The organism is Zobellia sp. B3R18, from assembly GCF_018860715.1.
GTDB lineage: Bacteria > Bacteroidota > Bacteroidia > Flavobacteriales > Flavobacteriaceae > Zobellia > Zobellia russellii.
Genome location: NZ_JAHKQG010000011.1, coordinates 1,455,266 through 1,481,734, shown reverse-complemented (window position 1 = coordinate 1,481,734; position 26,469 = coordinate 1,455,266). Strand labels below are relative to the sequence as shown.

At 39.2% G+C, this 26,469-nt stretch carries 20 protein-coding genes; 8 read left to right on the top strand and 12 right to left on the bottom strand.

The annotated features are described in order from the left end of the window. The 6 genes from atpD to KO513_RS12690 all read right to left on the bottom strand — a co-directional run bounded on the left by atpD (window position 1) and on the right by KO513_RS12690 (window position 11,042). Window positions 1-1,509 carry a F0F1 ATP synthase subunit beta gene (gene atpD, locus KO513_RS12715; protein WP_215437392.1) on the bottom strand — a complete coding sequence of 503 codons (1,509 nt, stop codon included), beginning with the start codon at window positions 1,507-1,509 and terminating at the stop codon, window positions 1-3. Between the two features lie 182 nt (window positions 1,510-1,691). Continuing rightward, the gene (locus KO513_RS12710) at window positions 1,692-3,353 is read right to left on the bottom strand and encodes a G-D-S-L family lipolytic protein (protein ID WP_215913673.1); all 1,662 of its coding nucleotides are present in this window, start codon (window positions 3,351-3,353) and stop codon (window positions 1,692-1,694) included. Between the two features lie 19 nt (window positions 3,354-3,372). After that, a complete protein-coding gene (locus KO513_RS12705; protein WP_215913672.1) occupies window positions 3,373-6,165 on the bottom strand; it encodes a TonB-dependent receptor in 2,793 nt (930 codons plus the stop codon). A gap of 195 nt (window positions 6,166-6,360) precedes the next feature. Further along, complete coding sequence (glmS, locus tag KO513_RS12700; RefSeq protein WP_215913671.1) at window positions 6,361-8,208, bottom strand: glutamine--fructose-6-phosphate transaminase (isomerizing); 1,848 nt, start codon at window positions 8,206-8,208, stop codon at window positions 6,361-6,363. Window positions 8,209-8,397: 189 nt separating this feature from the next. Further along, window positions 8,398-10,227, bottom strand: a complete 1,830-nt coding sequence (locus KO513_RS12695) for a DUF4270 domain-containing protein (protein WP_215913670.1) — start codon at window positions 10,225-10,227, stop codon at window positions 8,398-8,400. A 5-nt stretch (window positions 10,228-10,232) separates the two neighbouring features. Then, on the bottom strand, window positions 10,233-11,042 hold the full coding sequence (locus KO513_RS12690; protein WP_215913669.1) for a glycogen/starch synthase: 810 nt from the start codon (window positions 11,040-11,042) through the stop codon (window positions 10,233-10,235). A 108-nt stretch (window positions 11,043-11,150) separates the two neighbouring features. On the opposite strand from KO513_RS12690, the gene panC reads away from it, so the two are divergent. The 5 genes from panC (at window position 11,151) to radA (ending at window position 15,928) form a co-directional block, all read left to right on the top strand. Beyond that, entirely contained in the window at window positions 11,151-11,993 is an 843-nt protein-coding gene (panC, locus tag KO513_RS12685) for a pantoate--beta-alanine ligase (protein WP_215913668.1), read from the top strand. A 17-nt stretch (window positions 11,994-12,010) separates the two neighbouring features. Further along, a complete protein-coding gene (gene panD / locus KO513_RS12680; protein WP_215437378.1) occupies window positions 12,011-12,361 on the top strand; it encodes an aspartate 1-decarboxylase in 351 nt (116 codons plus the stop codon). 2 nt (window positions 12,362-12,363) lie between these two features. Beyond that, complete coding sequence (locus tag KO513_RS12675; RefSeq protein ID WP_215913667.1) at window positions 12,364-13,329, top strand: lysylphosphatidylglycerol synthase transmembrane domain-containing protein; 966 nt, start codon at window positions 12,364-12,366, stop codon at window positions 13,327-13,329. A gap of 27 nt (window positions 13,330-13,356) precedes the next feature. Beyond that, window positions 13,357-14,499 carry an alpha/beta hydrolase gene (locus tag KO513_RS12670; RefSeq protein WP_215437373.1) on the top strand — a complete coding sequence of 381 codons (1,143 nt, stop codon included), beginning with the start codon at window positions 13,357-13,359 and terminating at the stop codon, window positions 14,497-14,499. 67 nt (window positions 14,500-14,566) lie between these two features. Beyond that, on the top strand, window positions 14,567-15,928 hold the full coding sequence (radA, locus tag KO513_RS12665; protein ID WP_215913666.1) for a DNA repair protein RadA: 1,362 nt from the start codon (window positions 14,567-14,569) through the stop codon (window positions 15,926-15,928). A gap of 137 nt (window positions 15,929-16,065) precedes the next feature. Here the strand turns inward: radA and KO513_RS12660 are convergent, their stop codons facing one another. Then, window positions 16,066-17,106 (bottom strand): NADP(H)-dependent aldo-keto reductase, encoded by a 1,041-nt coding sequence (locus KO513_RS12660; protein WP_215913665.1) that lies wholly within the window; start codon window positions 17,104-17,106, stop codon window positions 16,066-16,068. Window positions 17,107-17,252: 146 nt separating this feature from the next. Continuing rightward, window positions 17,253-18,020: an exodeoxyribonuclease III gene (locus tag KO513_RS12655; RefSeq protein ID WP_215913664.1), complete on the bottom strand. Its 768-nt coding sequence runs from the start codon at window positions 18,018-18,020 to the stop codon at window positions 17,253-17,255. Between the two features lie 88 nt (window positions 18,021-18,108). Between KO513_RS12655 and KO513_RS12650 the strand changes: the two genes are divergently transcribed. Continuing rightward, window positions 18,109-20,190 (top strand): TonB-dependent receptor family protein, encoded by a 2,082-nt coding sequence (locus tag KO513_RS12650; protein ID WP_215913663.1) that lies wholly within the window; start codon window positions 18,109-18,111, stop codon window positions 20,188-20,190. Here KO513_RS12650 and KO513_RS12645 read toward each other — a convergent pair. Beyond that, window positions 20,187-21,737: a glycine--tRNA ligase gene (locus KO513_RS12645; protein ID WP_215437362.1), complete on the bottom strand. Its 1,551-nt coding sequence runs from the start codon at window positions 21,735-21,737 to the stop codon at window positions 20,187-20,189. The genes KO513_RS12650 and KO513_RS12645 overlap by 4 nt on opposite strands. Before the next feature lie 37 nt (window positions 21,738-21,774). Next, complete coding sequence (locus KO513_RS12640; protein WP_215913662.1) at window positions 21,775-22,671, bottom strand: hypothetical protein; 897 nt, start codon at window positions 22,669-22,671, stop codon at window positions 21,775-21,777. A gap of 56 nt (window positions 22,672-22,727) precedes the next feature. On the opposite strand from KO513_RS12640, the gene KO513_RS12635 reads away from it, so the two are divergent. Both KO513_RS12635 and KO513_RS12630 read left to right on the top strand, forming a co-directional pair. Then, window positions 22,728-23,423, top strand: coding sequence for a ComF family protein (locus KO513_RS12635; RefSeq protein WP_215913661.1), 696 nt, complete (start codon window positions 22,728-22,730; stop codon window positions 23,421-23,423). 87 nt (window positions 23,424-23,510) lie between these two features. Further along, entirely contained in the window at window positions 23,511-25,085 is a 1,575-nt protein-coding gene (locus tag KO513_RS12630; RefSeq protein WP_252735785.1) for an Ig-like domain-containing protein, read from the top strand. Here the strand turns inward: KO513_RS12630 and KO513_RS12625 are convergent. Both KO513_RS12625 and KO513_RS12620 read right to left on the bottom strand, forming a co-directional pair. Then, window positions 25,072-25,845, bottom strand: coding sequence for an amidohydrolase (locus KO513_RS12625; RefSeq protein WP_215437356.1), 774 nt, complete (start codon window positions 25,843-25,845; stop codon window positions 25,072-25,074). The two genes, KO513_RS12630 and KO513_RS12625, sit on opposite strands and share 14 nt — an antisense overlap. Window positions 25,846-25,853: 8 nt before the next feature. Continuing rightward, the gene (locus tag KO513_RS12620) at window positions 25,854-26,468 is read right to left on the bottom strand and encodes an NUDIX hydrolase (RefSeq protein ID WP_215913659.1); all 615 of its coding nucleotides are present in this window, start codon (window positions 26,466-26,468) and stop codon (window positions 25,854-25,856) included. Window position 26,469: the final 1 nt, after the last annotated feature.

Below are 26,469 nucleotides of genomic sequence, written 5' to 3'. Positions count from 1 at the left end.
TTAAGCTTCGGCCAACATTTTCTCACCTGCTTCTATTGCCTCTTCAATGGTTCCTTTAAGGTTAAAGGCAGATTCAGGAAGGTGATCTAACTCTCCGTCCATAATCATGTTAAAACCTTTTATGGTCTCTTTAATATCAACCAACACCCCTTTAAGACCAGTAAACTGCTCTGCTACGTGGAAAGGCTGTGAAAGGAAACGTTGTACACGTCTTGCACGACCTACTGCCAACTTATCTTCTTCGGAAAGTTCTTCCATACCAAGAATAGCAATAATATCCTGTAACTCTTTGTAACGTTGTAACAACTCTTTTACACGTTGTGCACAGTTATAATGATCATTACCTAAAATCTCGGCAGTTAGGATACGAGAAGTAGAATCCAATGGATCCACCGCAGGGTAAATACCTAACTCCGCAATTTTACGGGAAAGTACTGTTGTTGCATCCAAGTGAGCAAAGGTTGTTGCAGGAGCCGGATCCGTTAAATCATCCGCAGGAACGTATACCGCCTGTACAGATGTAATAGAACCTCTTTTAGTTGATGTAATACGCTCTTGCATAGCACCCATCTCTGTTGCCAAAGTTGGTTGGTAACCTACCGCAGAAGGCATACGACCTAGAAGAGCCGATACCTCAGAACCCGCTTGCGTAAAACGGAATATATTATCTACAAAGAAAAGTACATCTTTACCTTGACCTTCTCCAGCACCGTCACGGAAGTACTCAGCAATTGTCAATCCTGACAATGCCACACGAGCGCGTGCTCCTGGTGGTTCGTTCATCTGACCAAAAACGAAAGTTGCTTTTGAATCTTTCATAGCGGCTTTATCAACCTTTGCAAGATCCCATCCGCCTTCTTCCATAGAATGCATGAAATCATCACCATACTTGATAATACCAGATTCCAACATCTCACGAAGTAAATCGTTTCCTTCACGAGTACGTTCTCCAACACCGGCAAATACAGAAAGACCACCATGGCCTTTAGCGATATTGTTAATTAACTCCTGAATCAATACGGTTTTACCAACACCTGCACCACCGAACAATCCAATTTTACCACCCTTTGCATAAGGCTCAATAAGATCAATTACCTTAATACCGGTAAAAAGAACTTCGGTAGAAGTAGAAAGATCTTCAAATTTAGGAGCGTCTCTGTGAATAGGCAAACCATCTTTACCTGCTTTAGGCAAATCGCCCAAACCATCAATAGCATCACCAATTACATTAAAAAGGCGACCATACACATCATCACCAACCGGCATTTGTATTGCGCTACCTGTCGAAAGCACATCTGTTCCTCTACTTAGACCATCAGTAGAATCCATAGAAATTGTTCTCACAGTATTTTCACCAACGTGAGACTGTACTTCTAAAACAAGTTTAGAACCATCTTTACCAGCGATTTCAAGAGAATCGTAAATTTTTGGAAGGGCATCTCCTGATTGGAATTCCACATCGACTACTGGCCCAATAATCTGGGAAACTTTACCTGTAACTTTTGACATTACTTTATTAGTTTATGAATTCAAATTACTTACTGTATTGAAAAACACCTTAATACAGCTATGTTTTTCAGGCTGCAAAGGTATGTTTTTCAACTTGAATTGAAAACTACTTTTTATTCTTTTTTCACCATAAAAAAAGGCACCGTTAAATGGTGCCTTGTAAAACGTAAGAAAATCTATACCTATTGCAATGCCGGCGAATAGTTCGTTGGGAAATTCCCAATGTTGAACAAAGACCCGGATGCCTCAAAATTAGATTGATATGTAGCATCTATTGCTTTCATAAATTCATTCGCAATAAGTGCATACCCCCTCGCTGTCAAATGCACTCCATCAAGAGAAAAACCTCCTCCTGTTACTAAATTGGCGGTCAAAGTAAAATCACCGTCCGTAACACCGCCTTGGGCCAAATCCTGCAACAATTGGTTGGCATCTACAAACGCCAAGCCAGCAGCAGAAGCGGCAGATGTAATTGTAGCATTAAACTGATCCGTAGCAATCTTAATTTCATCTTGTTCTTCTGGTGTTAAGACCCATTTATCGGCTAAAGGTAACGTTATACCCTCTACAGAAAACTGACCGGCTACCGCTGCAGGAAGATTTGCTGCAGAAAGTGCGGCAAAAGATTCTTCATTAACAGTTCCGATAACTTTACTACTAGGTAGCACCAATAAATCATTTTCCGTTGCAGGTCTGGTCTGCCCGTAGGTTGTTCCCAACAGACTGGCTACCAACGGAGCCGCTTCCTGAGGCAGCCCCAGCTGCGTAACAAATACCGGAAAAGCAGGGTTTGCATTAAAAGCACCTGTAATTTGGGCTGAAATATCTACAAGAGCCTCATCTTTGATAACGACCGCATTGTCTAACGTATCCGAAAAAACAACAACTCTCTCGGTCTCTCCCAAAGCCGTATACACTTGATTCAATGCACCGTAAACCGTATTAAGAGTTGGCACCTGAGCAGCAAAATCATTTTCTTCAGGATCTATAGGATCATGAGGAACAGTTGTAAAATGCGGAATTGAAGTTACATATGGAATATTTGCCATAACCCCTTTTGCCCCACTGGACGTTAATGTAGTTACGAGCGTATTTATTGCGAAGTCAAAAGTTGGCTGATCCGTAATAGGATTTGTTCCATCACCTCCTGAAAGCGCATATCCAAGTACATCATTATTTCCAATCCACAATGTAAAAAATGTAGGTGATTGGGCCATGGCCAGTTCTAAAACCCTAGCATCTGGTGTAGCACCCGTCATTCTAACAAAATAAGGATTGGCCAATTGAGCCGATAAATTGGCTATATTTCCATAACCTGGCGCCAATAGATGAAAACTTTTCGCTCCTGGGACACCCATGTTATTAAATGGGCCAGATGGATTATCCACGGCAATATCGGTCAAGGGAGATACAGGTGTGAAATCATTTTCATGAGGAATAACTCCCAATAAATACGGCCCTGAATCAAAATCATCATCGGGATCAGTATCACTATAAAAATAAAACCGTGGATCTGTAATTTTAGCCCCTCCCAACAAAAGCCCTCCAATATTATCATTGATTAAAGGCTGAGTAAAACCACCACCACCAGCAAGACTGAACTTTTGAGATAGTAAGTTTGGAAAAGAGTTAGTCTGACCGGCTTGAAACAATGCGCCGTCAGTAAAACCTGCGGTTAACGAATTCCCCAAAGAAACATAGGTTGAAAAATCTGCAGAGCCCGCATTTAATTCGGCAAGTGCCTCCGCCATTACTTCTGGCTCAAGATCAACATCTTCAGGGTCATTACAGGCAGTAAAGGCCAAGATACCTAAAGAAAAGTATATATATTTTAAGTTTTTCATTTCAACTTGAGATTAAAAATTAATTGTTAATTGTCCAAGATAAGTAGTACATAGAACCAATATAACCGGTACCGAATGCCGTGTAATATTCCTTACCAGTCAAGTTTGTGCCTCCCAATTTAAATGAAGATTTGATACTTGGAACTTCATAATTGATTTGTGCATCAACTACATGAAATTCTGGAATAACGCCGTTACCAAAAGTAGCTTCCCAGAAATAATCATCGCTAAACCTGTACGATACGTTAAATCCAAAGTTTTTAAATAACTGTTCATTTCCAAAAGATGCCTTGAACTTGTGTTCAGGAGTGTTGAAATTCAACATTACATCCGGATTGGCTTCACGATCAAAATCCAATTTTGTATACGTGTAACTACCTCCTAAATTATAGTCGCCAAATACTTTCATATTAAGGCCTAAAGACGCACCATAAGAACTAACATCTGCATCAGTATTAGTATACGTACTATACGCTTGAAAATCTCCGTTAGCTATTGCCGCTACAGAAAGGGCACCATCACCAACCTCTCCGTAGAAAGGAGAAACTACAACTTCTTGTGAAATAAAGTCTTTATATGTATTGTAGTAGGTACTAAAGTCTATTACAAGCTTATCAACCTTACCTCTATACCCGACTTCAAAAGACGTTACTCTTTCAGGTTTAACTAAATCCGGATTTGCAACTTCAAGAACGGCGGGGTTTCCCGTTGCCCCTAAAGCCGCCACAGACGCAGCAGAATAGGAATTATTATAAGCCGCAGCACCGGTTTGGGTTACCGTGGATGGTTGTTGAAATTGAAGTTGACCAGTAGCACTTACATCAAAATCTCTTGAATATTGCCCCAAGTTATCCGGTGCAGAACCAATTAAAATGGCCCTACCGGCATCCAAACCAATGAAAAGATCTTGTGTAGTAGGGTTTCTGAATCCGGTTTGAGCAGAAGCCCTAATATTATGGTCTCTGTTCAAAGTATAACCCGCAGAGAGTCTTGGCGAATAAAATCCGTCAAAAAACTCAGACTTATCATAACGAATAGACCCTGTTAACTTCAAGCTTTTCTCTCCCGCCAAAGGCAAGGTCTTTTGGATCTGAGAATAAATTCCAAATTCAGAATAGTCAATTGGACCATCTTCTTCCGAATCCGTATAAATGGTACCTAAGGAATTTAAACTATACTCCCTAAATGAACCACCAACTTGAATTTCTGCCCAATCAATCAAATGACTAAAGTTATAATTACCATCTGCATGATAATACTTAGATTGATCGTAAAATTGAGATCCCTTGCTTAGGTCCGGGTCTTTAATCACTTTATTAAAAGCAGCCTCAAATTCGGGCGTACCAGGAAGATACCTTCCGGATTCTGCTTGTGCCCTACCGGCAGCGTGAGCCTGTTCGTCTGTGGCGCCGGCCAATGTTGCCTGAACATAAGCTCCCGTATACTCTCCAAACCAAGTATTATTATCTTTCCAAGTTTGGTTAATATTGATTCCGGTAAATACCATATCATAAGAATCACCTGCTTTATCACCAACCACATAACCCCTTACAAAAAAGTTATCGTTTCTAACCTCAAGCTTATGCTGCTCTTGAAAGAATCCGTCAATATTGTATCTATTGGTACCCTGGTAAATTGTTGTACCTGTACCCACCTTACCTACGTAGGAAATCTCCAAACTTTTGCCTTCGATTGGCCTGTAATACAAGCCCCAATCCGCCTTTATACTTTCAGCGTTGTATTGGGTAAGGTCACTTTCATGATAACCTGTTCTACTTACGATTTCAGAAGGAACCAGAGCGTTAGCTCCTGCAGGCAATACACCTAAACCTTCCAAAGTAAGGGCTACATCCTTAATGTTCGTAGAAACCTCATCCCCATAAACATTAACACCGTCATAATTCAAATTATCCCTAGTTCCCCCGGGAGTATTCTTGTCATCTATATTATTAGCCGCCCAGTCAGTTCCCTTTAAATATCCGAAATTGACTTTTCCTGCAAATTTTTCACTAAACTTATATGCAGCTCTAATGCCAAAATCCGTGTACGAATTGTCACCTGCAGCTTTTTGGGATGTTATACCTCGTTTAATAGACACACTTATACCCTCGTAATCAAAAGGGTTCTTACTACGCATGAACAAGATTCCGTTAAAAGCGTTTGCACCATATAGTGCAGATGATGCACCCGGTAACAATTCAACACTTAAAACATCTGGTTCAACTAAACCTACCAAGTTACCAATTGGAAAGTTCAATGCAGGTGTTGAGTTATCCATACCATCAACCAACTGCATAAAACGCGTATTTGCAAAAGATGCAAAACCTCTAGTATTGATTGATTTAAAGGTTAAACTATTTGTGTTTACATCAACCCCTTTTAAATTTTCAAGACCACCATAAAAATCTGCGGCAGTACCGTTCTTTATTTCCGAAACACCTATTCGCTCTACCGTAACCGGTGACTCAAAAATACGCTCGGGTGTTCTTGAAGCAGATATAACCACTTCATCCAAAAATGTTTGGGACTCATTAATTACAATGGTCAAGGTTTGATTGTTAGAGGTGACTTCCTCCGTAGTATCGGAATATCCGATACTGGTAATTCTTAACTGAAAAGGGGGTACTTCAGAAGTTTGCAAATTGAAATTACCGTCAAAATCCGTTGTGGTACCAATCGCTTTTCCTTCGATAACGATATTGGCCCCTGGTACGGGCTGACTGTTCTGATCTACCACTTTCCCGTTTACCGTTGTTTGCGAAAATCCAAAGCTAGACGCCAACAGCAAGGCTAAAAATAGTATTGCTCTCATGTTAAGTTTAAGTTAAAAACGTTAGTAACCCGAAGTTACATTTTTTTTTTGACCAATAATCATAAAATGAAAAAAATTATGCATGCATAGTATATTTTTCCTAAAAAAGACCCCTAAAAATTATAAATTCACCAAAACAAAACAGGTCCCGACATATGTCGGGACCTGTTAAAAACTTATACTTATCTTAAAATACTATTCCACCGTAACGGATTTTGCCAAATTTCTAGGCTGATCTACATTACAACCGCGCATTACCGCTATATGATAGGATAAAAGCTGTAATGGTATAGTTGTTAGCAATGGCGTAAGACTTTCTAAAGTCTCAGGAACCTCAACCACATGATCGGCCAACTCCTTAACTTGGGTATCGCCCTCTGTTACAATAGCGATAATCTTACCTTTTCTCGACTTTATTTCTTGAATATTACTTACTACCTTTTCATAATGCCCTTTTTTGGTTGCAATAACAAAGACTGGCATTTGCTCATCTATTAATGCAATTGGACCGTGTTTCATTTCCGCAGCAGGATATCCTTCTGCATGAATATAACTGATCTCCTTAAGCTTTAAAGCGCCTTCCAAAGCTACCGGAAAATTGTACCCTCTACCTAAATACAGACAATTGGTAGAATCTTTATATACTTCCGATATGATTTCTATTAAAGCGTTGCTTTCTAAAACCTTCTCCACTTTTGCGGGAATAGTTTCTAGCTCCGTCAAAAATTCATGGAACCTAGATTGGGAGAAAACTCCCTTTTCTTTGGCCAACTTTAATGCAATTAACGTAAGAACGGTTATTTGAGTAGTAAATGCCTTAGTTGACGCCACCCCAATTTCTGGACCGGCATGCGTATACGCACCAGAATCCGTTTCTCTTGCTATAGAAGAACCAACCACGTTACAAACTCCAAATACATAAGCTCCTTTTTCCTTAGCCAGTTTTATTGCCGCCAAGGTATCTGCCGTTTCTCCCGATTGAGAAATAGCAATTAATACATCTTTATCTGTAATTACCGGATTCCTATATCTAAATTCCGAAGCATATTCTACTTCTACAGGTATTCTCGCTAAATCTTCAAATATATATTCCGCTACCAACCCAGCATGCCATGATGTACCACATGCCACAATGATAATACGGTTGGCATTCATGAACTTTTCGATATTCTCATCAATCCCAGCCATCTTTATGAGGCCTTGGGCAGCACGTAACCTACCTCTATAAGTGTCTAAAATAGCTCTTGGTTGCTCATATATCTCTTTGAGCATAAAATGATCATACCCTCCTTTTTCAATTTCCTCAATATTCATTTTGAGCTCGAGGATATTAGGATATGCTACCGCATCATTCTTTATCTTACGAAGTTTAATTTCCTTACCTAAACGAACAATGGCCATCTCTTCATCCTGAAGATACACTGCATTATTGGTAAATTCTATAAAAGGGGAAGCATCCGACGCAATAAAAAACTCGTTATCGCCAATACCAATTGCCAACGGGCTACCTAATTTGGCAACCACTATTTCATCCGGTTTCTTTTTGTCGAATACGGCTATAGCATAAGCACCCACAACCTCATTTAAAGCAATCTGCACTGCTTGACCTAACTTTACGCCTTCGGTCTTTTGAACCTCCTCAATAAGGTTTACCAAAACCTCGGTATCCGTATCGGATTCAAAAGTGTAGCCTCTTTTAATAAGCTCTTTTTTTATGGACTCATAGTTTTCGATAATTCCGTTGTGGATAATTACCAAATCACCTGAATTTGAACAATGCGGATGAGAGTTTACATCATTCGGTACACCGTGGGTTGCCCAACGTGTATGACCAATACCCAGTTTCCCTTCTAAAGAAATAGAACCTTCTGCCTTCTTCTTTAAATCTTCAACTTTACCCTTGGTCTTTGCTAAACTTATTTTTTCGCCATCGTAAATTGCAACACCGGCACTATCGTACCCTCTATATTCAAGACGTTGTAAACCTTTTACGACAATCGGATAGGCATCTCTATACCCTATATAACCTACTATTCCACACATACTGTATATGTTAATTTAAGTTGGGGAAAATAAATATTCATCACAAATGTACTAGAAGCTAGCCAAATGCCCTTAAAACACACTTATAAAACGAAAAATATCGTTAATTGGTATAAGTAAGGCCAATCTGAACATCTGCTAGTATAAAACTTACATTACTAAAAATTAGAGTAGTTGTTTTGTATAAACTTAGTTGGTTTCGGTATAGAAAATTTCAAGCTTGAGTTTCTTATCATCTTCCGCCCCATCAGCACTACCATAAAGGACAGTACCTAAAGGTGAAACTGTATTGGCTATGGGCAATTGTTGTTCTTCTTCATTCTCCAACATAGCATTTCCCACAGTATTAAGAAACAAATTGGGCGTAGTGGTAAGACCTAAAGTTACATTATCTTCATTATTAACGATAAGGCTATTGATATACGTTGTTATGTTAACACTGTATTTCACACCTTTACCATCGCTATCAGTTTCTATTATTCCTCCATACTCGGTAGACCTACCATCCGCATCACTTGTTGATAACGGTAATATGGTATTCGTTTCCGAATTATATAGATAAAGGCGTTGTGGCTCAGCACCTAAATTATCATTGGCAACATAAAATACAAGATTGGCATTGTTGATAATCCAATTATTGGATTTTATCTTGTTAAGTGCGTCTCTACTATTTGCTTCATCAAACAATTTAACTTCAGCAAAAGCACCTGCCCCTCCTTTTAAATAGATTTTTGCTGCATTTTCACCTGTATCCAAGTTATCCGTTATCTCGGAAGGATAGGCTTCATTAATAAATGTATTTACGGCATTACCATCTGTACCCAAAAATTGACCTTGCGAACTAAACGAATCCCTTACAAAACTCAACACTACATCCTTTTGTCCTGCTTGCTCTGTAACTGCACCGGCAGAATCTGCAGTATCATAATTATATGTAATGGTGATGTTTGCCGATTTTATATCGAACAAAAACATGACATCATTACCTCCCGATGAGAGAGAAAAATGCAATCCGCGTAAAAACTCTTTAAAGTTTGCTTGACTTTCAAGTTCTGTAGAACCCTCCTTATCCAAAATATTCTCCTGAAAAAAGTCTTTGTCCAAAGCTACTCGAATTCCAGGTGCCAAATAGTTGAATTGGGTAGACTCATCAACATCTTCAGTAGAAACATCATCTCTTTTAGGCACAGGTATCTGATCTCTGCTAATTACAATTTCTTCGGAACTTGCCTCGCTATCATACAATACCTCATCAACAAAAGTGGGCGCAAATTCCTGACTTGAATAGTATTCTTGGGCCTCTTGAAAATTGGCTGAAGGATCAAGATCACGTAAAAAATAAGTGGACCGCTGTACTTTTAAATTAAAGGATGGATTGTCTCCTTCACGATATAAACGACCATCAACATAAATACTATCCAAATCAAAAGTCTTGGCAAACTGATCCCTTACAAAATTTGCGTCATCCGTATCATCCTTACTATCAAGAGGGTTAGACCCTTTTGTTTTTTCTTGATTATCCAAAAGTCCTCCTCCATCAGTATCACTATTGGGGTCTAACGGATCCTTATCCAGTTCATCTATAACGCCATCCAAATCAGCATCACCTGAAGGATTTGTCAAAAACGGGATGTACAAATAAACAGACTCTACAGTTTCATTTTCTTGAATCTGTGCCGGCACACTAGTGTTTTCAGTATCTTCCAGTTCCTGACTATATGTGCCAAAAGTAGGCGAACCACTAGGCAACAAGACCTGAGTGGTTACCTGTGCTTCGGTTTTACCATAAAGTGGATCATCATAAATGCCCAATTGATAAATTGGCAATCTATTCGTAGATACGGCCTTCACCTTTTTATTATAGGCAAAGACATCAAAGACGGCCTTATTATTTTTGAACGGCTCTCCACCAACTACGCCAGAACCAATGGTTGTCAAGTCTTCTTCACAAGACGTAAAGATGGTAACCAATACTATTACTGCAAGAGCAGGGAGCTTTAATCTGTTCAAAAAAATCATTCGGGCTATTTTAAAACTTCAGTGTTATAAAAATTGGCATACGCTTCCTCAAATTCTTGTAAGGAAACATACGGCAACACAGGTTTTTCAAGGTTGGATATGTGACTTTGTAAATCTTCCGGAATTTCTTCCGCTGCTAAAATAACCGCATCAGAATGATCTACGGCTATCTTTAACAAATTATTATAGGTAGGAGTTTTAAGTGCTTCAATACTATCTTCTGAAATACCATCAAAAGCCACCTTCTTTATCATTTCAGAATCCAGTTCGCCATCAAAAGACTTACCGTAAACAGAGGTTACAATTTTACTGGTATCGAACAAGGGTTCGTCCGCATAGTATTTCTTCAGGTACAATGGCAATAAAGACGCCATCCAACCATGAACATGTATAATATCTGGAGACCAGTTCAATTTCTTAACGGTCTCAACAACACCTTTAGCAAAAAATATGGCTCTCTGGTCATTGTCCGGAAATAAATTCCCATCAGCATCCGCAAACGTAGCCTTACGCTTAAAGTACTCGTCATTGTCTATGAAATACACCTGAATTCGCTCACGAGGTATAGAAGCCACCTTAATGATTAGCGGCATATCCATGTCGTTAATAACTAAATTCATACCGGACAAACGTATAACTTCATGAAGCTGATGTCTACGCTCGTTGATATTGCCATACCTGGGCATAAAAATCCGAATTTGGCCACCATTGCTGTTAACCATCCTAGGAGTTTCATAAGACATTAGGGAAACTTCGTTCTGCGGAAGATAGGGCACTAACTCCGAGGATACGAACAATATCTTTTTACCATTCATATATGCAATGTTTTTTGTGTGTATTTGGTGCAACGTGGCTGCAAAATTACAAAAATTCTACAGATTAGCCGTAATTATAGTAAGTTTGCTCGCTTTTAAACCAAACCTATGCTGGTATTCAAAACTAAAAAAGAACTCTTAGACCACATTTTAAACCGGCCTAAAACAAACACTTTAGGACTCGTACCCACTATGGGCGCACTCCATACGGGGCATGCCTCTCTAGTTCAAAAAGCGGTTAACGAAAATAACATCGTTGTGGTAAGCATATTTGTCAATCCCACTCAGTTTGACAATAAAGAAGATTTGGCCAAATATCCCCATACTTTTGACGCCGATTTAGACCTCTTATCGAAAATTTCGGAAGATATTTTAGTCTTTTCACCTTCTGCAAGTGAAGTCTACGACAACCAAATAGAAGCCAAAAAATATAATTTTGAAGGTTTGGACACCGTAATGGAAGGTGCATTTAGAGATGATCATTTTAATGGAGTAGGTACTATTGTTGAAGCGCTACTTTTACTTGTAAAACCGGACAAGGCTTACTTTGGCGAAAAAGACTTTCAACAGCTACAAATCATAAGAAAACTTGTAAAACAAAAAGAAATTCCGGTTGAGGTTATAGGTTGCCCAATTGTTAGGGAAGCCCACGGTCTTGCCATGAGCTCCAGGAATGAAAGGTTATCGCCCCAATTACGACAAAAAGCTGCATTCATCTACAGAACGTTATTAACTGCCAAAGAAAAATTTGGCACGAAAAGTGCAGATTATGTAAAGGATTGGGTTAAAGGACAATTTAACGAACAGTTAGATTTAGAGTTAGAATATTTTGAAATAACAGATACGGAAACTTTAGGCCCGATCACAACAAAAAAAGAAAACCTAAAATATAGGGCGTTTATTGCCGTTTATGCCGAGGGCGTTAGACTAATAGATAATATTGCCTTATAATTAATTACCTTTGTCAGATGCAAATAGAAGTTGTAAAATCCAAGATTCACCGTGTAAAAGTCACTGGCGCCGATTTAAATTATATTGGCAGCATTACTATTGATGAAGATTTAATGGATGCAGCCAATATCATTAGAGGCGAAAAAGTACAAATTGTAAACAATAATAACGGCGAAAGGTTAGAAACCTATGCCATTCCAGGACCAAGAAATAGTGGAGAAATTACACTAAACGGTGCCGCGGCAAGAAAAGTTGCAGTAGGTGATATTTTAATCCTTATTACCTACGGCAGAATGGATATTGAAGAAGCTAAGAAGTTTAACCCCGCATTGGTTTTTCCTGATGAGGGCACAAATTTGTTGAAGTAAACTTGAACGAAAAACTTAAAAAGATACTAAAAACTGTACTCCCAATAGCCTTGGGAGTTTTTTTAGTTTGGTACTCTTACTACAAGACCTCACCGGAAGACAGGACACAAATTTTATTTTACGTAAAAGAAGCCGACCTTTTTTGGGTAAGCATATCCATTATACTTGGCATTCTTGGCCATATTTCACGGGCTGTACGCTGGAACTATTTGTTAGAACCGTTAGGATACAAGCCTAAGATTATAAATAATGTGTTTATTATTTTAATGGCCTATTTTGCCAATCTGGGTATTCCCAGAACAGGTGAAATTCTTAGGGCTACCGCCTTAACAACCTATGAAGACGTTCCTTTTGAAAAAGGATTTGGCACTATTGTAACGGAGCGGGTTATTGATGTAATCATGCTTCTTTTCCTTATTGGTCTTACATTAATTTTACAGACCGATAGTATCTTGGGCTTTTTGCAGGACAGGGGTTTTAACTTAAAAAGCTTATTGCTTTTAATGGGTGCAGGTGTCATTGGACTCATATTTTTCTTTTTCTTCATTAAAAAATCTACGCATACACTGGCCGTGAAAATCAAAGGATTCGTAAAAGGGCTCATGGAGGGCGTTTTTAGCATCTTTAAAATGAAAAGAAAATGGGCTTTTGTGATACACACCCTCTTTATTTGGGGTTGTTATATTGCTATGCTTTGGGTCATAAAATTTACCGTGCCGGAAACCATTTACCTATCTCTTAGTGAACTTATGGTTGCCTTTGTAGCAGGGTCTTTTGCAATGACTGCTACCAATGGCGGCATAGGCCTCTATCCTATTGCAGTAAGCAGTGCTTTGGCCATTTTTGGCATTAGCGCAGTTTCCGGTGATGCCTTTGGGTGGATTATGTGGATTGCACAAACTCTCATGATCGTTGTTTTTGGGGCAATATCTTTTCTGGTATTACCGTTATTCAACAGAAACCGATAAGGTTTTGTTGTACCCAAAAACTGAACCATGTTACGCAAACTCACTTTTTTTGCATGCCTGCTATGCGTTAGTCTGAACGCACAAGTCACACAGGAAATTTTTGAATCGTTTAAACTGCAAGAGCGGCGCGATGTAAAATACTATTTTCCAGAAGACTATGATGAAGAAAAAAAGTACCCCTTAATCGTTGTTCTTGACGGCGAATACCTGTTTGACCAAGTAGTGGCCAACGCCAAATTTTATCATAAGTTTCATGGTATGCCCGCTAGCATTGTAGTGGGTATAGAGCAGAGTAAAAAGAGCATCCGTTTTGACGATTGCGCTTTTGAGCCAGATTCAGGTCTTCCCTCCGAAAAAGCAAAAAAATTCTTTGAGTTTTTAGGGATGGAAATCATACCCTACCTAGACCTCAATTACAGCACCGCCCCGTTTAAAATGATTGTAGGTTATGATATTACGGCCAACTTTACCAACTATTGGCTCTTTAAAGAAAATTCACTTTTTAACGCATACATAAATATATCTCCGGATTTGGCCCCAGAAATGGAAACAAGGGTACCTACACGTCTGGCCGCGTTTGATAAGCAGATTTTCTATCAGTTAATAATGGAGTCCGAAAAAAACAAGAATACACCACGGGTTCTACAGATGGACAAAGCTATTAAGGCAATTGATAAAGAATCTCTTCATTACAATTTTTTACAATATGACGGTGCCGACCATATTTCAATAGCTACTTACGGGCTAGGAAAGGCCTTTGACAACATTTTTGGCATGTTTAAACCCATTAGCCCTAAAGAGTACAAAACACAGATATTGACATCCGAAGAACCTGCTTTTCAATATTTAGAAACCAAATACCAAAGCATAGAGGATTTGTTCGGATTCAAAAAAACCGTAGACCTTAATGACATCATGGCTATATACGCCGCATGCCGTAAAAAGGAAGACACAGAATCTTTAAAACCCCTTGCCGAACTTTGTAAAAAAGAGTTTCCGGATACGATGATGGGCTTTTATTTTGAAGGTGAATACTATGAGCAATTGGGCGAACCCAAAAAAGCTTTTAAAACTTTTGAAAAAGCTTTTGCTATGGATGAAATAGATTTTCTTACCAAAGAGATGGCTTTAGAAAAAATTGATGCTTTGAAAGCTGATTTTGGATATTAATCCTTAAGCTACAATTCATAAAATACCAAACAAAGTTTTACCTTTAAGGTCAACTTAAAATTTAAGGATGGCCAAAACAAAAACAGCTTTTTTCTGTCAGAATTGTGGTACCCAATACGCAAAATGGGTAGGACAATGTTCTGCCTGCAAAGAATGGAACACCGTAGTTGAAGAAGTCATTCAGAAAGAAGAAAAGTCAAGTTGGAAGACAAGTAGCGTAACTGTTTCAAAAATAGCAAAACCATTACGGGTCAATGAAATTAGTACGGATAAGGAGCTTCGGCTAAACACTTTTGACCTGGAATTCAACCGTGTATTGGGAGGCGGTCTGGTACCTGGCGCATTAGTTTTATTAGGAGGCGAACCGGGCGTAGGTAAAAGTACTTTGCTTTTACAAATTGCACTGAAACTTCCCTATAAAACACTCTACGTTTCGGGGGAGGAAAGCCAAAAACAAATTAAAATGCGGGCGGATAGAATTCACCCCAATAGCGAAACGTGTTTTATCCTTACAGAAACCAAGACTCAAAATATTTTTAAGCAGATAGAGACTACAGAACCGGACATAGTCGTTATCGATTCCATTCAAACCCTACATTCCGATTATATTGAATCGGCTGCGGGAAGCATATCCCAAGTACGTGAATGCACCGCCGAACTCATTAAATTTGCCAAAGAAACCAATACTCCCGTTATCCTAATCGGCCATATTACCAAAGATGGTTCTATTGCCGGCCCAAAGATTCTGGAGCACATGGTAGACACCGTTTTGCAGTTTGAAGGCGATAGAAATTACGTTTACCGTATCCTTAGAGCCTTGAAAAACCGTTTTGGCTCAACAGCGGAATTGGGTATTTATGAAATGCTAGGTGGTGGACTCAGACAAGTGAACAACCCATCGGAAATATTGATTTCCAAAAATGATGAAGGACTAAGCGGAACGGCCATTGCATCTACTGTAGAAGGTATGCGGCCTCTAATGATAGAAATACAGGCCCTCGTTAGTACCGCAGTGTACGGAACCCCGCAACGCTCTACCACCGGCTACAATGCCAAACGTCTTAATATGCTTTTAGCTGTTTTAGAAAAAAGGGCAGGTTTTAAGCTTGGGGCGAAAGATGTTTTCCTGAACATTACCGGAGGAATTTCCGTAGACGACCCAGCTATTGACCTAGCTGTTATTGCCGCCATCTTATCCAGCAATGAGGACATACCTATTGAAAAAGGGGTTTGTTTTGCCGCAGAAGTAGGACTTGCCGGGGAAATTAGGCCTGTACAGCGTGTAGACCAGCGTATTTCCGAAGCGGAGAAACTTGGTTTTACCTCTATCTATGTTTCCAAGAACAATAAAATTACTTTAAAAAACACAAAAATAGAAGTACACCTAGTTTCAAAAATAGAAGATATGGTCAGTGCGCTTTTTGGATAATGAATATATTTAAAACAAAAAGCAGCGCCCTATCGCTTATCACGAAGGATACGGGCAGTAACCAAAATTATGAGGATTACTGCCACAATTACGATCAGCTGTCCAAGACCTACCTTTAGAAAAAACATACAACCCATTTATGGTGCCGGATTAGGAATTGAATTGTGTATTGCTCCAATCCCCTCAAGCACCTCATCACTTAGCTTCAGGTCTATACTCTCAATATTTTCCTGTAATTGTTTCATTGAAGTTGCTCCAATAATGGTACTTGTTACAAATGGTCTTGTGTTAACAAAAGCCAATGCCATTTGCGCCATAGAAAGTCCGTGCTTTTGAGCTAGGTCATGATACTGCTCCGTAGCCTTAATTGCCGGGTCACTACTATATCTGTTATAGTTAGGGAACAAAGTAATTCTGCCCGTTGCAGGCTTCATACCACCTAAATATTTTCCAGACAACGTTCCAAAACCCATTGGAGAATAAGCCAACAGCCCTATTTTCTCACGTAACGAAATTTCAGAAAGACCAACCTCAAATTGGCGGTTCAGGAGACTATACGGATTCTGAATAGTGATTGCACGGGGCAAACTAGCATGTACTTTACTTTCTGTTAGAAAACGCATGGTTCCCCAAGGTGTCTCATTGGATATGCCTACGTGTCTAATCTTTCCTTCACGAATTAGATCGCGCAAGGTTTCTAATACTTGGTGGATATTATCTTTCCAATGGTCAGATATATCATGTTTATATCCTCTCTTCCCGAAGTAATTGGTATTTCTCTCTGGCCAATGTAACTGATAGAGGTCTATATAGTCTGTTTGTAGACGACCTAAACTGCCTTCAACGGCACTACGGATTGCTTCAGGCGAAAAACCAGTGGTACGGATAAACTTTGTAAAATCTGCTTTCCCGGCTATTTTTGTAGCTAGTACAACTTTATCACGGTTACTATTTTTCTTGAACCATGTTCCAATTATTTTTTCCGTTGCAGAATGGCGGTCCGGGTGTGCAGGAACGGGATACAACTCAGCTGTATCAAAAAAGTTAACACCGTTTTCTAGAGCATAATCCATCTGTTCATGGCCTTCCGCTTCTGTATTCTGCTTGCCCCAGGTCATTGTACCAAGGCAAATTTTACTGACTTCAATATCAGTGTAAGGTAGGGTAGTATTTTTCATGTATTCTTTGGGGTATTTTGGGGTACTATTTTCAAAAGCCCCAAATTTAAGCAATTTGAAGGGTTAGGAAAAACCCCTTATCGAATGTTATCTAAAAATCGCCCAAAAGCTCATTTATTACGTGTCAATCAATCTCATTTACCACACTAAGGCTTGTCTACCTCAACCAAAATAGGACAATGGTCACTATGTTTTGCTTCAGAAAGAATAACAGACCTCTTTAACCGATCTCTTAAAGGTTCTGCCACCATGGCATAATCCAAACGCCATCCTTTATTATTATTTCTGGCATTAGCCCGATAACTCCACCAGGTATAGTTGTCCGGTTCTTTATTAAAATGCCTAAAACTGTCTATAAATCCACTTTCCATAAAATTACCTATCCACTCCCGCTCAACCGGTAAAAATCCTGATACATTTTTGTTACGAACAGGGTCATGAATATCTATGGCCTCATGGCAAATGTTATAATCGCCCAAGACAATGAGGTTAGGATGTGTTTTCCTAAGTTCATCGGCATATTTCTGAAAATCTGCCATATACATTAATTTATGGTCCAACCGAGCTAAATTCGTGCCCGATGGCAAGTACATGCTCATTATAGAAATATCTCCAAAATCCGCCCTGATATTCCTCCCTTCAAAATCCATGTAATCTATACCTGTTCCCTTTTGGATGGCATCCGGTTGTTTTTTAGACAAAATAGCGGTTCCGCTATACCCTTTTTTCTGAGCACTAAACCAATAATTGTACTTATAACCGGCCTCTTCAAAAAGTGAGAGGTCTAGTTGCTCCTCCATCGCTTTTATCTCCTGAAGACAGACCACATCCGGACCAACCGTTTGCAACCACTCTATAAAACCTTTATTCAATGCGGCACGTATGCCATTTACGTTATACGATACTATTTTCACGTCTGTTACTTTTTTACGAAAATAAGCATTGTGGACCAAGAAGCCCGTGAAGTTTCCTATTTTTACGCACTTCTAACAAAAGCCCCAAATGAAGCCTATTTTTTCAGCCCTTACCCTTTTACTTTTTGCACAACTTGCAAATGCGCAAAGCCCAATTCAAAAAGATAGTATTACCGTGTTAGAAGAAGTAATTCTAACGGACACCATCCTAAAAAAACAAACTACAGGCATTGTTCCTTCTACCATTATAGGCTCAAAAAGTTTTCAGAACTATAGCCCTGTAGATATGGTTTCTGCCATTAACCAGATTCCTGGGGTATTTGTGCTTTCGGGAGCTTTGAACACAAATAAAATTACGATTAGAGGTATCGGGGCCCGTGCCCAGTTCGGGACGGACAAGCTTCAACTTTATTATAATGATATTCCTGTAACAAATGGCACGGGCGCTTCTACCATTGAGACCTATGACCTAGAAAATCTGGACGGCGTAGAAGTTATTAAAGGACCAAAAGGCACAGCCTATGGTACAGGTCTTGGCGGAGCTATCATTCTACGGTCCGACAAAAATCTGAAAGAAACCTCTAGTCTTGAAAATAGTTTTACAGCAGGTTCGTACGGGCTCTTGAAGAACAATCTTAGATTCTCGCATTCAGACAAAAAACTCTCCCTGATGCTACGGTATGGGCATATGGAAACGGATGGATATCGTGAAAACAACAAGTTTGAGCGCGATGGAATTTTGATTAATACTTCGTATAAAATCAACTCTAAAAACACCCTTTCTTTTTTATTGAACCATATTGATTATTCTGCACAAATACCAAGCTCTTTAAGTAGATCTGCTTTTGACGAAAACCCGAAACAAGCAGCTTTTACATGGAAATCTTCTCAAGGCTTTGAAGACAACAACTACACCCTTGCCGGACTCTCTTACCAACATAAATTTAGCTCACGATTAAAAAACACTACCAGTATCTTCTATACTTATCTTGATCATTATGAGCCAAGACCCTTCAACATTCTAGATGAAATTACCAATGGGTATGGTTTTAGAAGTAGATTTCTTGGCGATTTTAATTTTCTCCAAGGGAAAGCCGAATATACTTTTGGGGCCGAACTGTACAAAGACGAATACAATTGGGGCACATTTGAAAATTTATACCAAGAGAATAACGGTAATGGCAGCCTGAAGGGAATGCGCATTAGCAGAAACAAAGAATTCCGTAGAAAATTTAATGGTTTTGGATCTTTGACCCTACCCTTTACCAATAAACTAACGGCCCAAATAGGCCTTAACATTAACAAAACGCATTATGACTTTAGAGACCAGTTCAATACCGGCTCAGATAACAAAAGTGCAAAACGCAATTTTAACGCCATTGTGTTACCCAGTCTTGACGTAAGCTACCACTTGAATACGGACCATTCCGTATACGCCAATATTAGTCGAGGTTTTTCCAATCCAAGCTTAGAACGATCTCTTACCCCGGAAGGCGTAATTAATCCTGATATTGCACAAGAAACAGGCATGAATTATGAAATAGGCGGACTGTTTAATTTTTTCAATAAAAACTTTCGGGTAGACGTGGCTATCTACCGCATGGACATCAAAAACCTTCTAGTAGACCAACGCATTGGCGAGGATCAATATGTTGGAAAAAATGCAGGAAGCACCAAACATCAAGGAATAGATCTAGAGTTAAGCTACGCCATTAAACTATCGCCACAACTGCAACTCAGACCTTTTATAAATTATACTTTGAGCGATTTTAGCTTTGCAGAATTTATTGATGAAGACAACGATTTTTCAGGAAACCCGTTAACAGGTGTCCCTAAAAACAGATTAAATTCTGGCCTGCAGTTACAAATGAAAAACGGTTTTTATTGGAACACAACCCACCAATATGTAGATCAAATATCATTGACAGATGCCAACACCCTCTACAGTGACGAATTTAATGTACTCAACTCAAAAATTGGTTATAGAAAACAATTATCCGCCCGCTTCTCTGTTGGGTTTGATTTTGGGGTCAACAACATTTTTGACACCAAATATGCCCAATCCGTTCTTATTAACGCTACTGGGTTTGGCGGCAGTGAACCGCGCTATTATTATCCAGGAAACGGACGTAATTGGTATGGAGGCTTAAAACTAGGAATGAAAATTTAAGCCTCTTGCATTTTCATTAACCAGCTTTTCATATCTACCGCTTTGTGAATAATTGACCTTAAACTAGATATGTCAACACGTTCCTGCTCCATTGAGTCACGATGACGAATGGTAACGGTATTATCCTCTACCGTTTGGTGATCAACCGTTATACAGAATGGAGTACCATTGGCATCCTGCCTTCTGTAACGACGCCCAACAGCATCTTTTTCATCATATATTACATTGAAATCCCATTTAAGGTCATCAACGATTTTATGGGCTATTTCTGGTAGACCATCTTTTTTCACCAATGGAAATATAGCCGCTTTGGTAGGAGCCAAAACAGCCGGTAATTTTAAGACCGTTCTAACCGAACCGTTTTCCAACTGCTCTTCCCTTAGCGAATTAGAGAATACGGCCAAAAACATACGATCCAAACCTATTGAAGTTTCCAATACGTAAGGCACGTAGCTTTCTCTGGTTTCCGGATCAAAATATTGTAGTTTTTTTCCGGAGAATTTCTCGTGGCTAGACAAATCAAAATCCGTTCTTGAGTGTATTCCTTCCAATTCCTTGAAGCCAAAAGGAAAACGGAATTCTATATCTGCGGCAGCATCTGCGTAGTGCGCCAATTTCTCATGGTCATGAAAACGATAATTTTCTTCACCAAGACCTAGGGAAAGGTGCCATTTTAAACGGTTCTCCTTCCATTTTTCATACCATTCCTGCTGTGTACCCGGCTTAATGAAAAATTGCATTTCCATTTGCTCAAACTCCCGCATACGGAAAATAAATTGGCGCGCCACAATTTCATTACGGAACGCTTTTCCTGTTTGGGCTATCCCAAAAGGAATTTTCATTCTTCCGGTTTTCTGAACGTTCAAGAAGTTCACGAAAATACCTTGTGCCGTTTCCGGACGTAAGTAAAGGTCCATAGCAGTTTCTGCAGTAGCACCTAACTTAGTTCCGAACATGAGGTTAAACTGTTTTACGTCTGTCCAATTTTTAGAACCTGACATAGGGCAAGAAATATCCAACTCCTCAATAAGTTTTTTAACGTCTGCCAAATCTTCATTCTCCAAAGACCTACCTAGTCTTTTTAAAATTGAAGTTACTTGTTCTTGGTAGTCCACCACTCGTGGATTGGTAGCCAAAAACTGTTCCTTATCAAACTTATCACCAAAGCGCTTAGCGGCTTTAGCCACTTCTTTTTCTATCTTACCTTCAATTTTTGCAACATGGTCTTCAACAAGAACATCTGCACGGTATCTCTTTTTGGAATCCTTGTTATCTATTAACGGATCACTAAAGGCATCTACATGACCGGAGGCTTTCCAAGTAGTAGGGTGCATAAAAATCGCGGCATCAATGCCTACAATGTTGTCATTAAGCTGCACCATTGCTTTCCACCAGTAGTCCCGTATATTTTTCTTAAGTTCGGAACCGTTCTGCGCGTAGTCATAAACGGCACTTAATCCATCATATATTTCGCTAGATTGAAATACGTAACCGTATTCCTTTGCATGGGAAATTACCCTCTTAAAATCATCTTCTTGTTTTGCCATGCGGCAAAAATAGAATATTAGGGCAATGAGTAAAAATTTATTTTAATTCAAATTCACTTGAAGACAGAAGTTTTTGGTTTTCAAAAATATTCAACCTGTAAATACCTTCCTCTAAAGATCCTTGGGGCAACGTAATGAAGTCACAAACATTGGTTTCTTCCCCACTAAACACAAACGCCACTCGCTTGCTATAAATATTCCCGTTTACGGCTATAGTGTTTGCATTATCTTCTATAACCCGCATATTCGGATCTAAAAATTGGAAGTAGATTACCTTTTCGGCATTTAGTTCGTGGCCGTCCGCAACTACGGTAACACAACCGCGCAATTTTTCAATAAGTGATGCTTTATTGGTTTTTATTGGTTTGCCCGAGCGTAAACGAAAACCACTGCCTTCCGTATTCTGTAGGGCCAAGTATTTTTTAGCTTTGAGTTCCTTGTTCAACTCGCTAATCTTTTTTCTTTGAAGAGCCTCAGCTTCGGCAAGGGAACTACTTTTTCCTCGTAAAACCTCTATTTGCTTCTTGGTTTCCTCATATTTATCCGAAAGAAGCATATTGTTGTACCTCAAGAAATTGTTCTTAAGCTTTAAACTATCGTTTTTAGCTTCCAACCTACGTAACTCGGTTTTATATTCCCTAAGTTTTTCTACGGTAAAATTTAAACGACCAACGGAATCCAACAATTGTTGCACCCTATATTTTGAACTTTCTAGCTCAATTTCATTTACCTCATTAAGTGCCGAAAGTCTATCAACATCGGTTTTCATTATAGTAAGGTCTTTTACCAGCAGCTCTTTTTCTTGTTCCAAGAAAACAATCTGACTTCTAGATTGTGCATAGCTATAGTAAAATGCTATTAAGATACCTATGATAACTGCAACTAGGGCAGTAAGTATTATCTTGTAGTTAAATTTAGTATCTTGAACGTCCATTGGGGCGTGTGGGGCTTTAAGGTAGGTTGCGCTAAGGCTAAGGTTTGGTGTTTAAAATGTTAACAAATATACTAAATGATATCAATTCGGTCTTAGCACCACGGGTGTGTTTTGGATGTAATGTTCATTTAAACAGAGGAGAGAAACTCATCTGTACCATTTGCCGAAACGATTTGCCGCTTACCGATTATACTTTTAACGACGAAAACCCCGTTGACCGTATATTTTATGGCAGAATTAACATAAAAAAAGCAAGTTCCATGCTTTATTTCTACGAAAAAGGTATCGTTCGCGAGCTTATACACCACTTAAAATATAGAAATCAGGAAGAAGTGGGTACATTTTTAGGGGACTGGTACGGGCAACTTTTAAAGGAAAACAATGAACTTACCAACGCAATAGACCTGGTAATTCCCGTTCCCCTGCACAAGAAAAAATTAAGACAACGCGGTTACAACCAAGTAGCTTCTTTTGCACAGCGTTTGGCGTTTCACCTAAACGCAGACTATTTTGACCACATTTTGATAAAAACAGCAAATACAAAAACACAGACCAAAAAGGGAAGAATAGGCAGATGGCAAAATAAAAAAGACCTGTACACTCTCTCAGACGTTAACTCACTAAAAGACAAGCGTATTCTTTTGGTAGATGATGTTATCACTACCGGTGCCACCATGGAAATATGTGCTAGAACATTAGCCCAAGCGCCAAATACCACAATATTTATTACCAGTATGGCGGTTGTACCTTAAGTGTGGAATTAAAGAAAATTAGTTGTTTCTTTGTGCCATAGTTCAGTTAATATGGTCCGCCGGTTTTTCACCTTTTTATTTCTATTCATGATTGTTGCCGTTCTATGGCAATGTGCACGCAGGGGAAGCCCAAGTGGCGGCCCTAAAGACCTTACCCCCCCTACTTTGACCAAGACTGAACCGGATAGTATGACCACCAACTTTAAGGCCAGCCGTATCCGATTGTATTTTGATGAGTTTATAAAACTAAAAGATATTCAGGAACAACTCATAGTTTCTCCTCCGTTAAAGTATCAACCGGACATAACCCCACAGGGCGGAGCAAGTAAATACCTTGAAGTAAAATTTAAGGATACGTTACGCGAAAACACAACGTACACCCTTAATTTTGGGCAAAGCGTACAAGATAACAACGAGGGCAACCCCAGTAGTTTTTTAACCTATGTTTTTTCTACCGGAGACTATATTGATTCCCTTGACCTTACCGGCGCGGTTAAAGATGCTTTTAAGAAAAAAGCGGATGATTTTATTAGCGTAATGCTATATGAAATTGATACGGCCTATACAGATTCTACCATCTTTAAAAGACCTCCAAACTACATTACCAACACCTTGGACAGTGCAGTTATATTTAAGCTTAAAAACCTTAAAGAAGGGCAATACAAACTTTTTGCCTTAAAAGATGAAGCCAAGAACAACATGTTCGATCAGAATGTAGATAAAATTGCCTTTCTTCAAGACACTATAAATTTACCCACAGATTCTACTTACGTACTGACCCTTTTTAAGGAAATACCCAATTACAGTATGGCCGTACCAAGTCTGGTGGCTAAAAACAGGATTATTTTTGGTTATTATGGCGATGCCAGTGATGTGGAAATAGAACCAATAACATCTATACCCGATACCGTCAAGACCAAAATACTTAAAGAAAAAGACAAAGACTCCCTCAATTTTTGGTTTACTCCCTACGAAATGGACTCTATAGTCTTTACCGCCACGAACGAAAGATTAAAAATCATAGATACCTTTACCGTAAAGGGCAGAAAAGTTGATACGGATTCGTTGAGACTGAACCCCAATCAAAACGGTTCGCTTAATTTTAGCGACCCTTATTTTATTTCGGCCAATACACCGATAAGCGCTGTTGATTCTACCCTGTTTTTTATGACGGACCAAGACTCCTTGGCTGTCAATTTTACCACAAAGTTGGATACGATAGACAACAAAGTTAATATTGATTTTGCCGTAGAACCTAACCAAAGCTATCAATTAGACCTTTTACCCGGTGCCATTACGGATTTCTTTGGACAGGCAAATGACACAATCTCTTACTACCTATCTACGAGTAGCTATGCGGATTATGGAAATTTGAGATTTAACATTACTGGAGGTGACTATCCTTTAATTGTTCAGTTAACCGATGAAAAAGGTGCTTTAAAAAGGGAAATTATAGCCACTGAACCCAAAGTGTTCGAATTCAACAATCTTGAACCTTCCAAATATCTTGTCCGGGTTATTTTTGATGCCAATGGCAATAGCAAATGGGATACGGGTAATTTCCTAAAAAAACAGCAGCCCGAAAAAATTAGCTACTACCCTGATGTTATTGAAGTAAGGGCTAATTGGGAAATGGAACAAACTTTTATTATTCCAAACTAAAACGGTCCCTATCGTTCAGAAACCTAAGCTTGGCGCGCACGTTCTCAATATGTTTTTTTGATAATGACGCCGTTACTATTTCCTCGTTTTCAGAAAAAACCAAATCTTTGCCCAAACTATCAAACACTACGGAATGTCCCGGGTATGCATGACCTACATCATCCGAACCAATTCTGTTGACACCTATACAATAGCTCATATTTTCAATAGCACGTGCTTTTAACAAAGTATCCCAGGCGGTAATTCTCGGTTCCGGCCAGTTGGCTACATAGACCAACACATCATAATCTACGGTATTTCGTGACCAGACAGGGAAACGCAGATCATAACAAATCATAGGGCAGATTTTGAACCCTTTATAATTTACGATGAGCCTTTCGCTGCCTGCCTTATATACTTTATCCTCGCCCGCAAGAGTAAATGTATGGCGCTTGTCATAAACCGAAGTTTTTCCGTCCGGCTCAACAAAGAACAACCTATTTTTATAAATTTTATTTTCTGAAAAAACAATACTGCCCATAACAGCTGCTTTGTTTTCTTGGGCCTTTTTTTTTATCCAGACCAATGTCTTCTGTCCCTCTTCTGTTTTGATATTCTGTGGCTCCATAGTAAATCCGGTAGTGAACATTTCCGGAAAGATTATTAAATCAACATCAGAAGGAAGAGCTCTTAGTTTTACATCTAGCGCCACTCTATTGGCTTCAGGGTCCTCCCACTTCAACGAGGTCTGTACCAAGGCTACGTTCAATAGTTCATCCATAGAAAAAATCAATCAAAATGTACATCAATTTTATTTTCAACTGCCATGCTATGCAATTGCTTTAGCTGCGATTCCAAAATCCGATCTATTGAAAGCTCTGGTAAATTGTCCATATCAAAAAAAGCGGCCCCTTCCATATCAAAACCATGATTAAGCTCACCACCTGTAAGCTGGCATAGAAAGCAAAGCTTATACACATAAAAGGGTTGTGGCGGGTGCGGGTGCAATTGCTTGTCATATACCGCCAACAATCTTATAACACTGGTGCTCAAACCGGTTTCCTCCTCTATTTCTTTAGTAACACAGGCAGATGGCGGATATCCCACTTCGGCCCAACCACCAGGTATAGTCCATTTACCATCAATGCTTTCTCTAGCCATTAAAACCTGATTCTTATCGTTCAGTACAAGCCCACGAACATCAACTTTTGGCGTTGGATAATCCGTAACGGGCATATAAAACTCCTCTAAAACGGGTAATGGCTTATTCGCCAATGAAGCAATCAACTGCAGCGCGATTTGCTTAAGCTCTTCATAACGCTCTCTGTTATATTCGTCCTCTGCATAAACAAGACCCGTTTCCGCTAGGGCCTTAATTCTTTTAATCTGCTCCAGTTGCTTCATT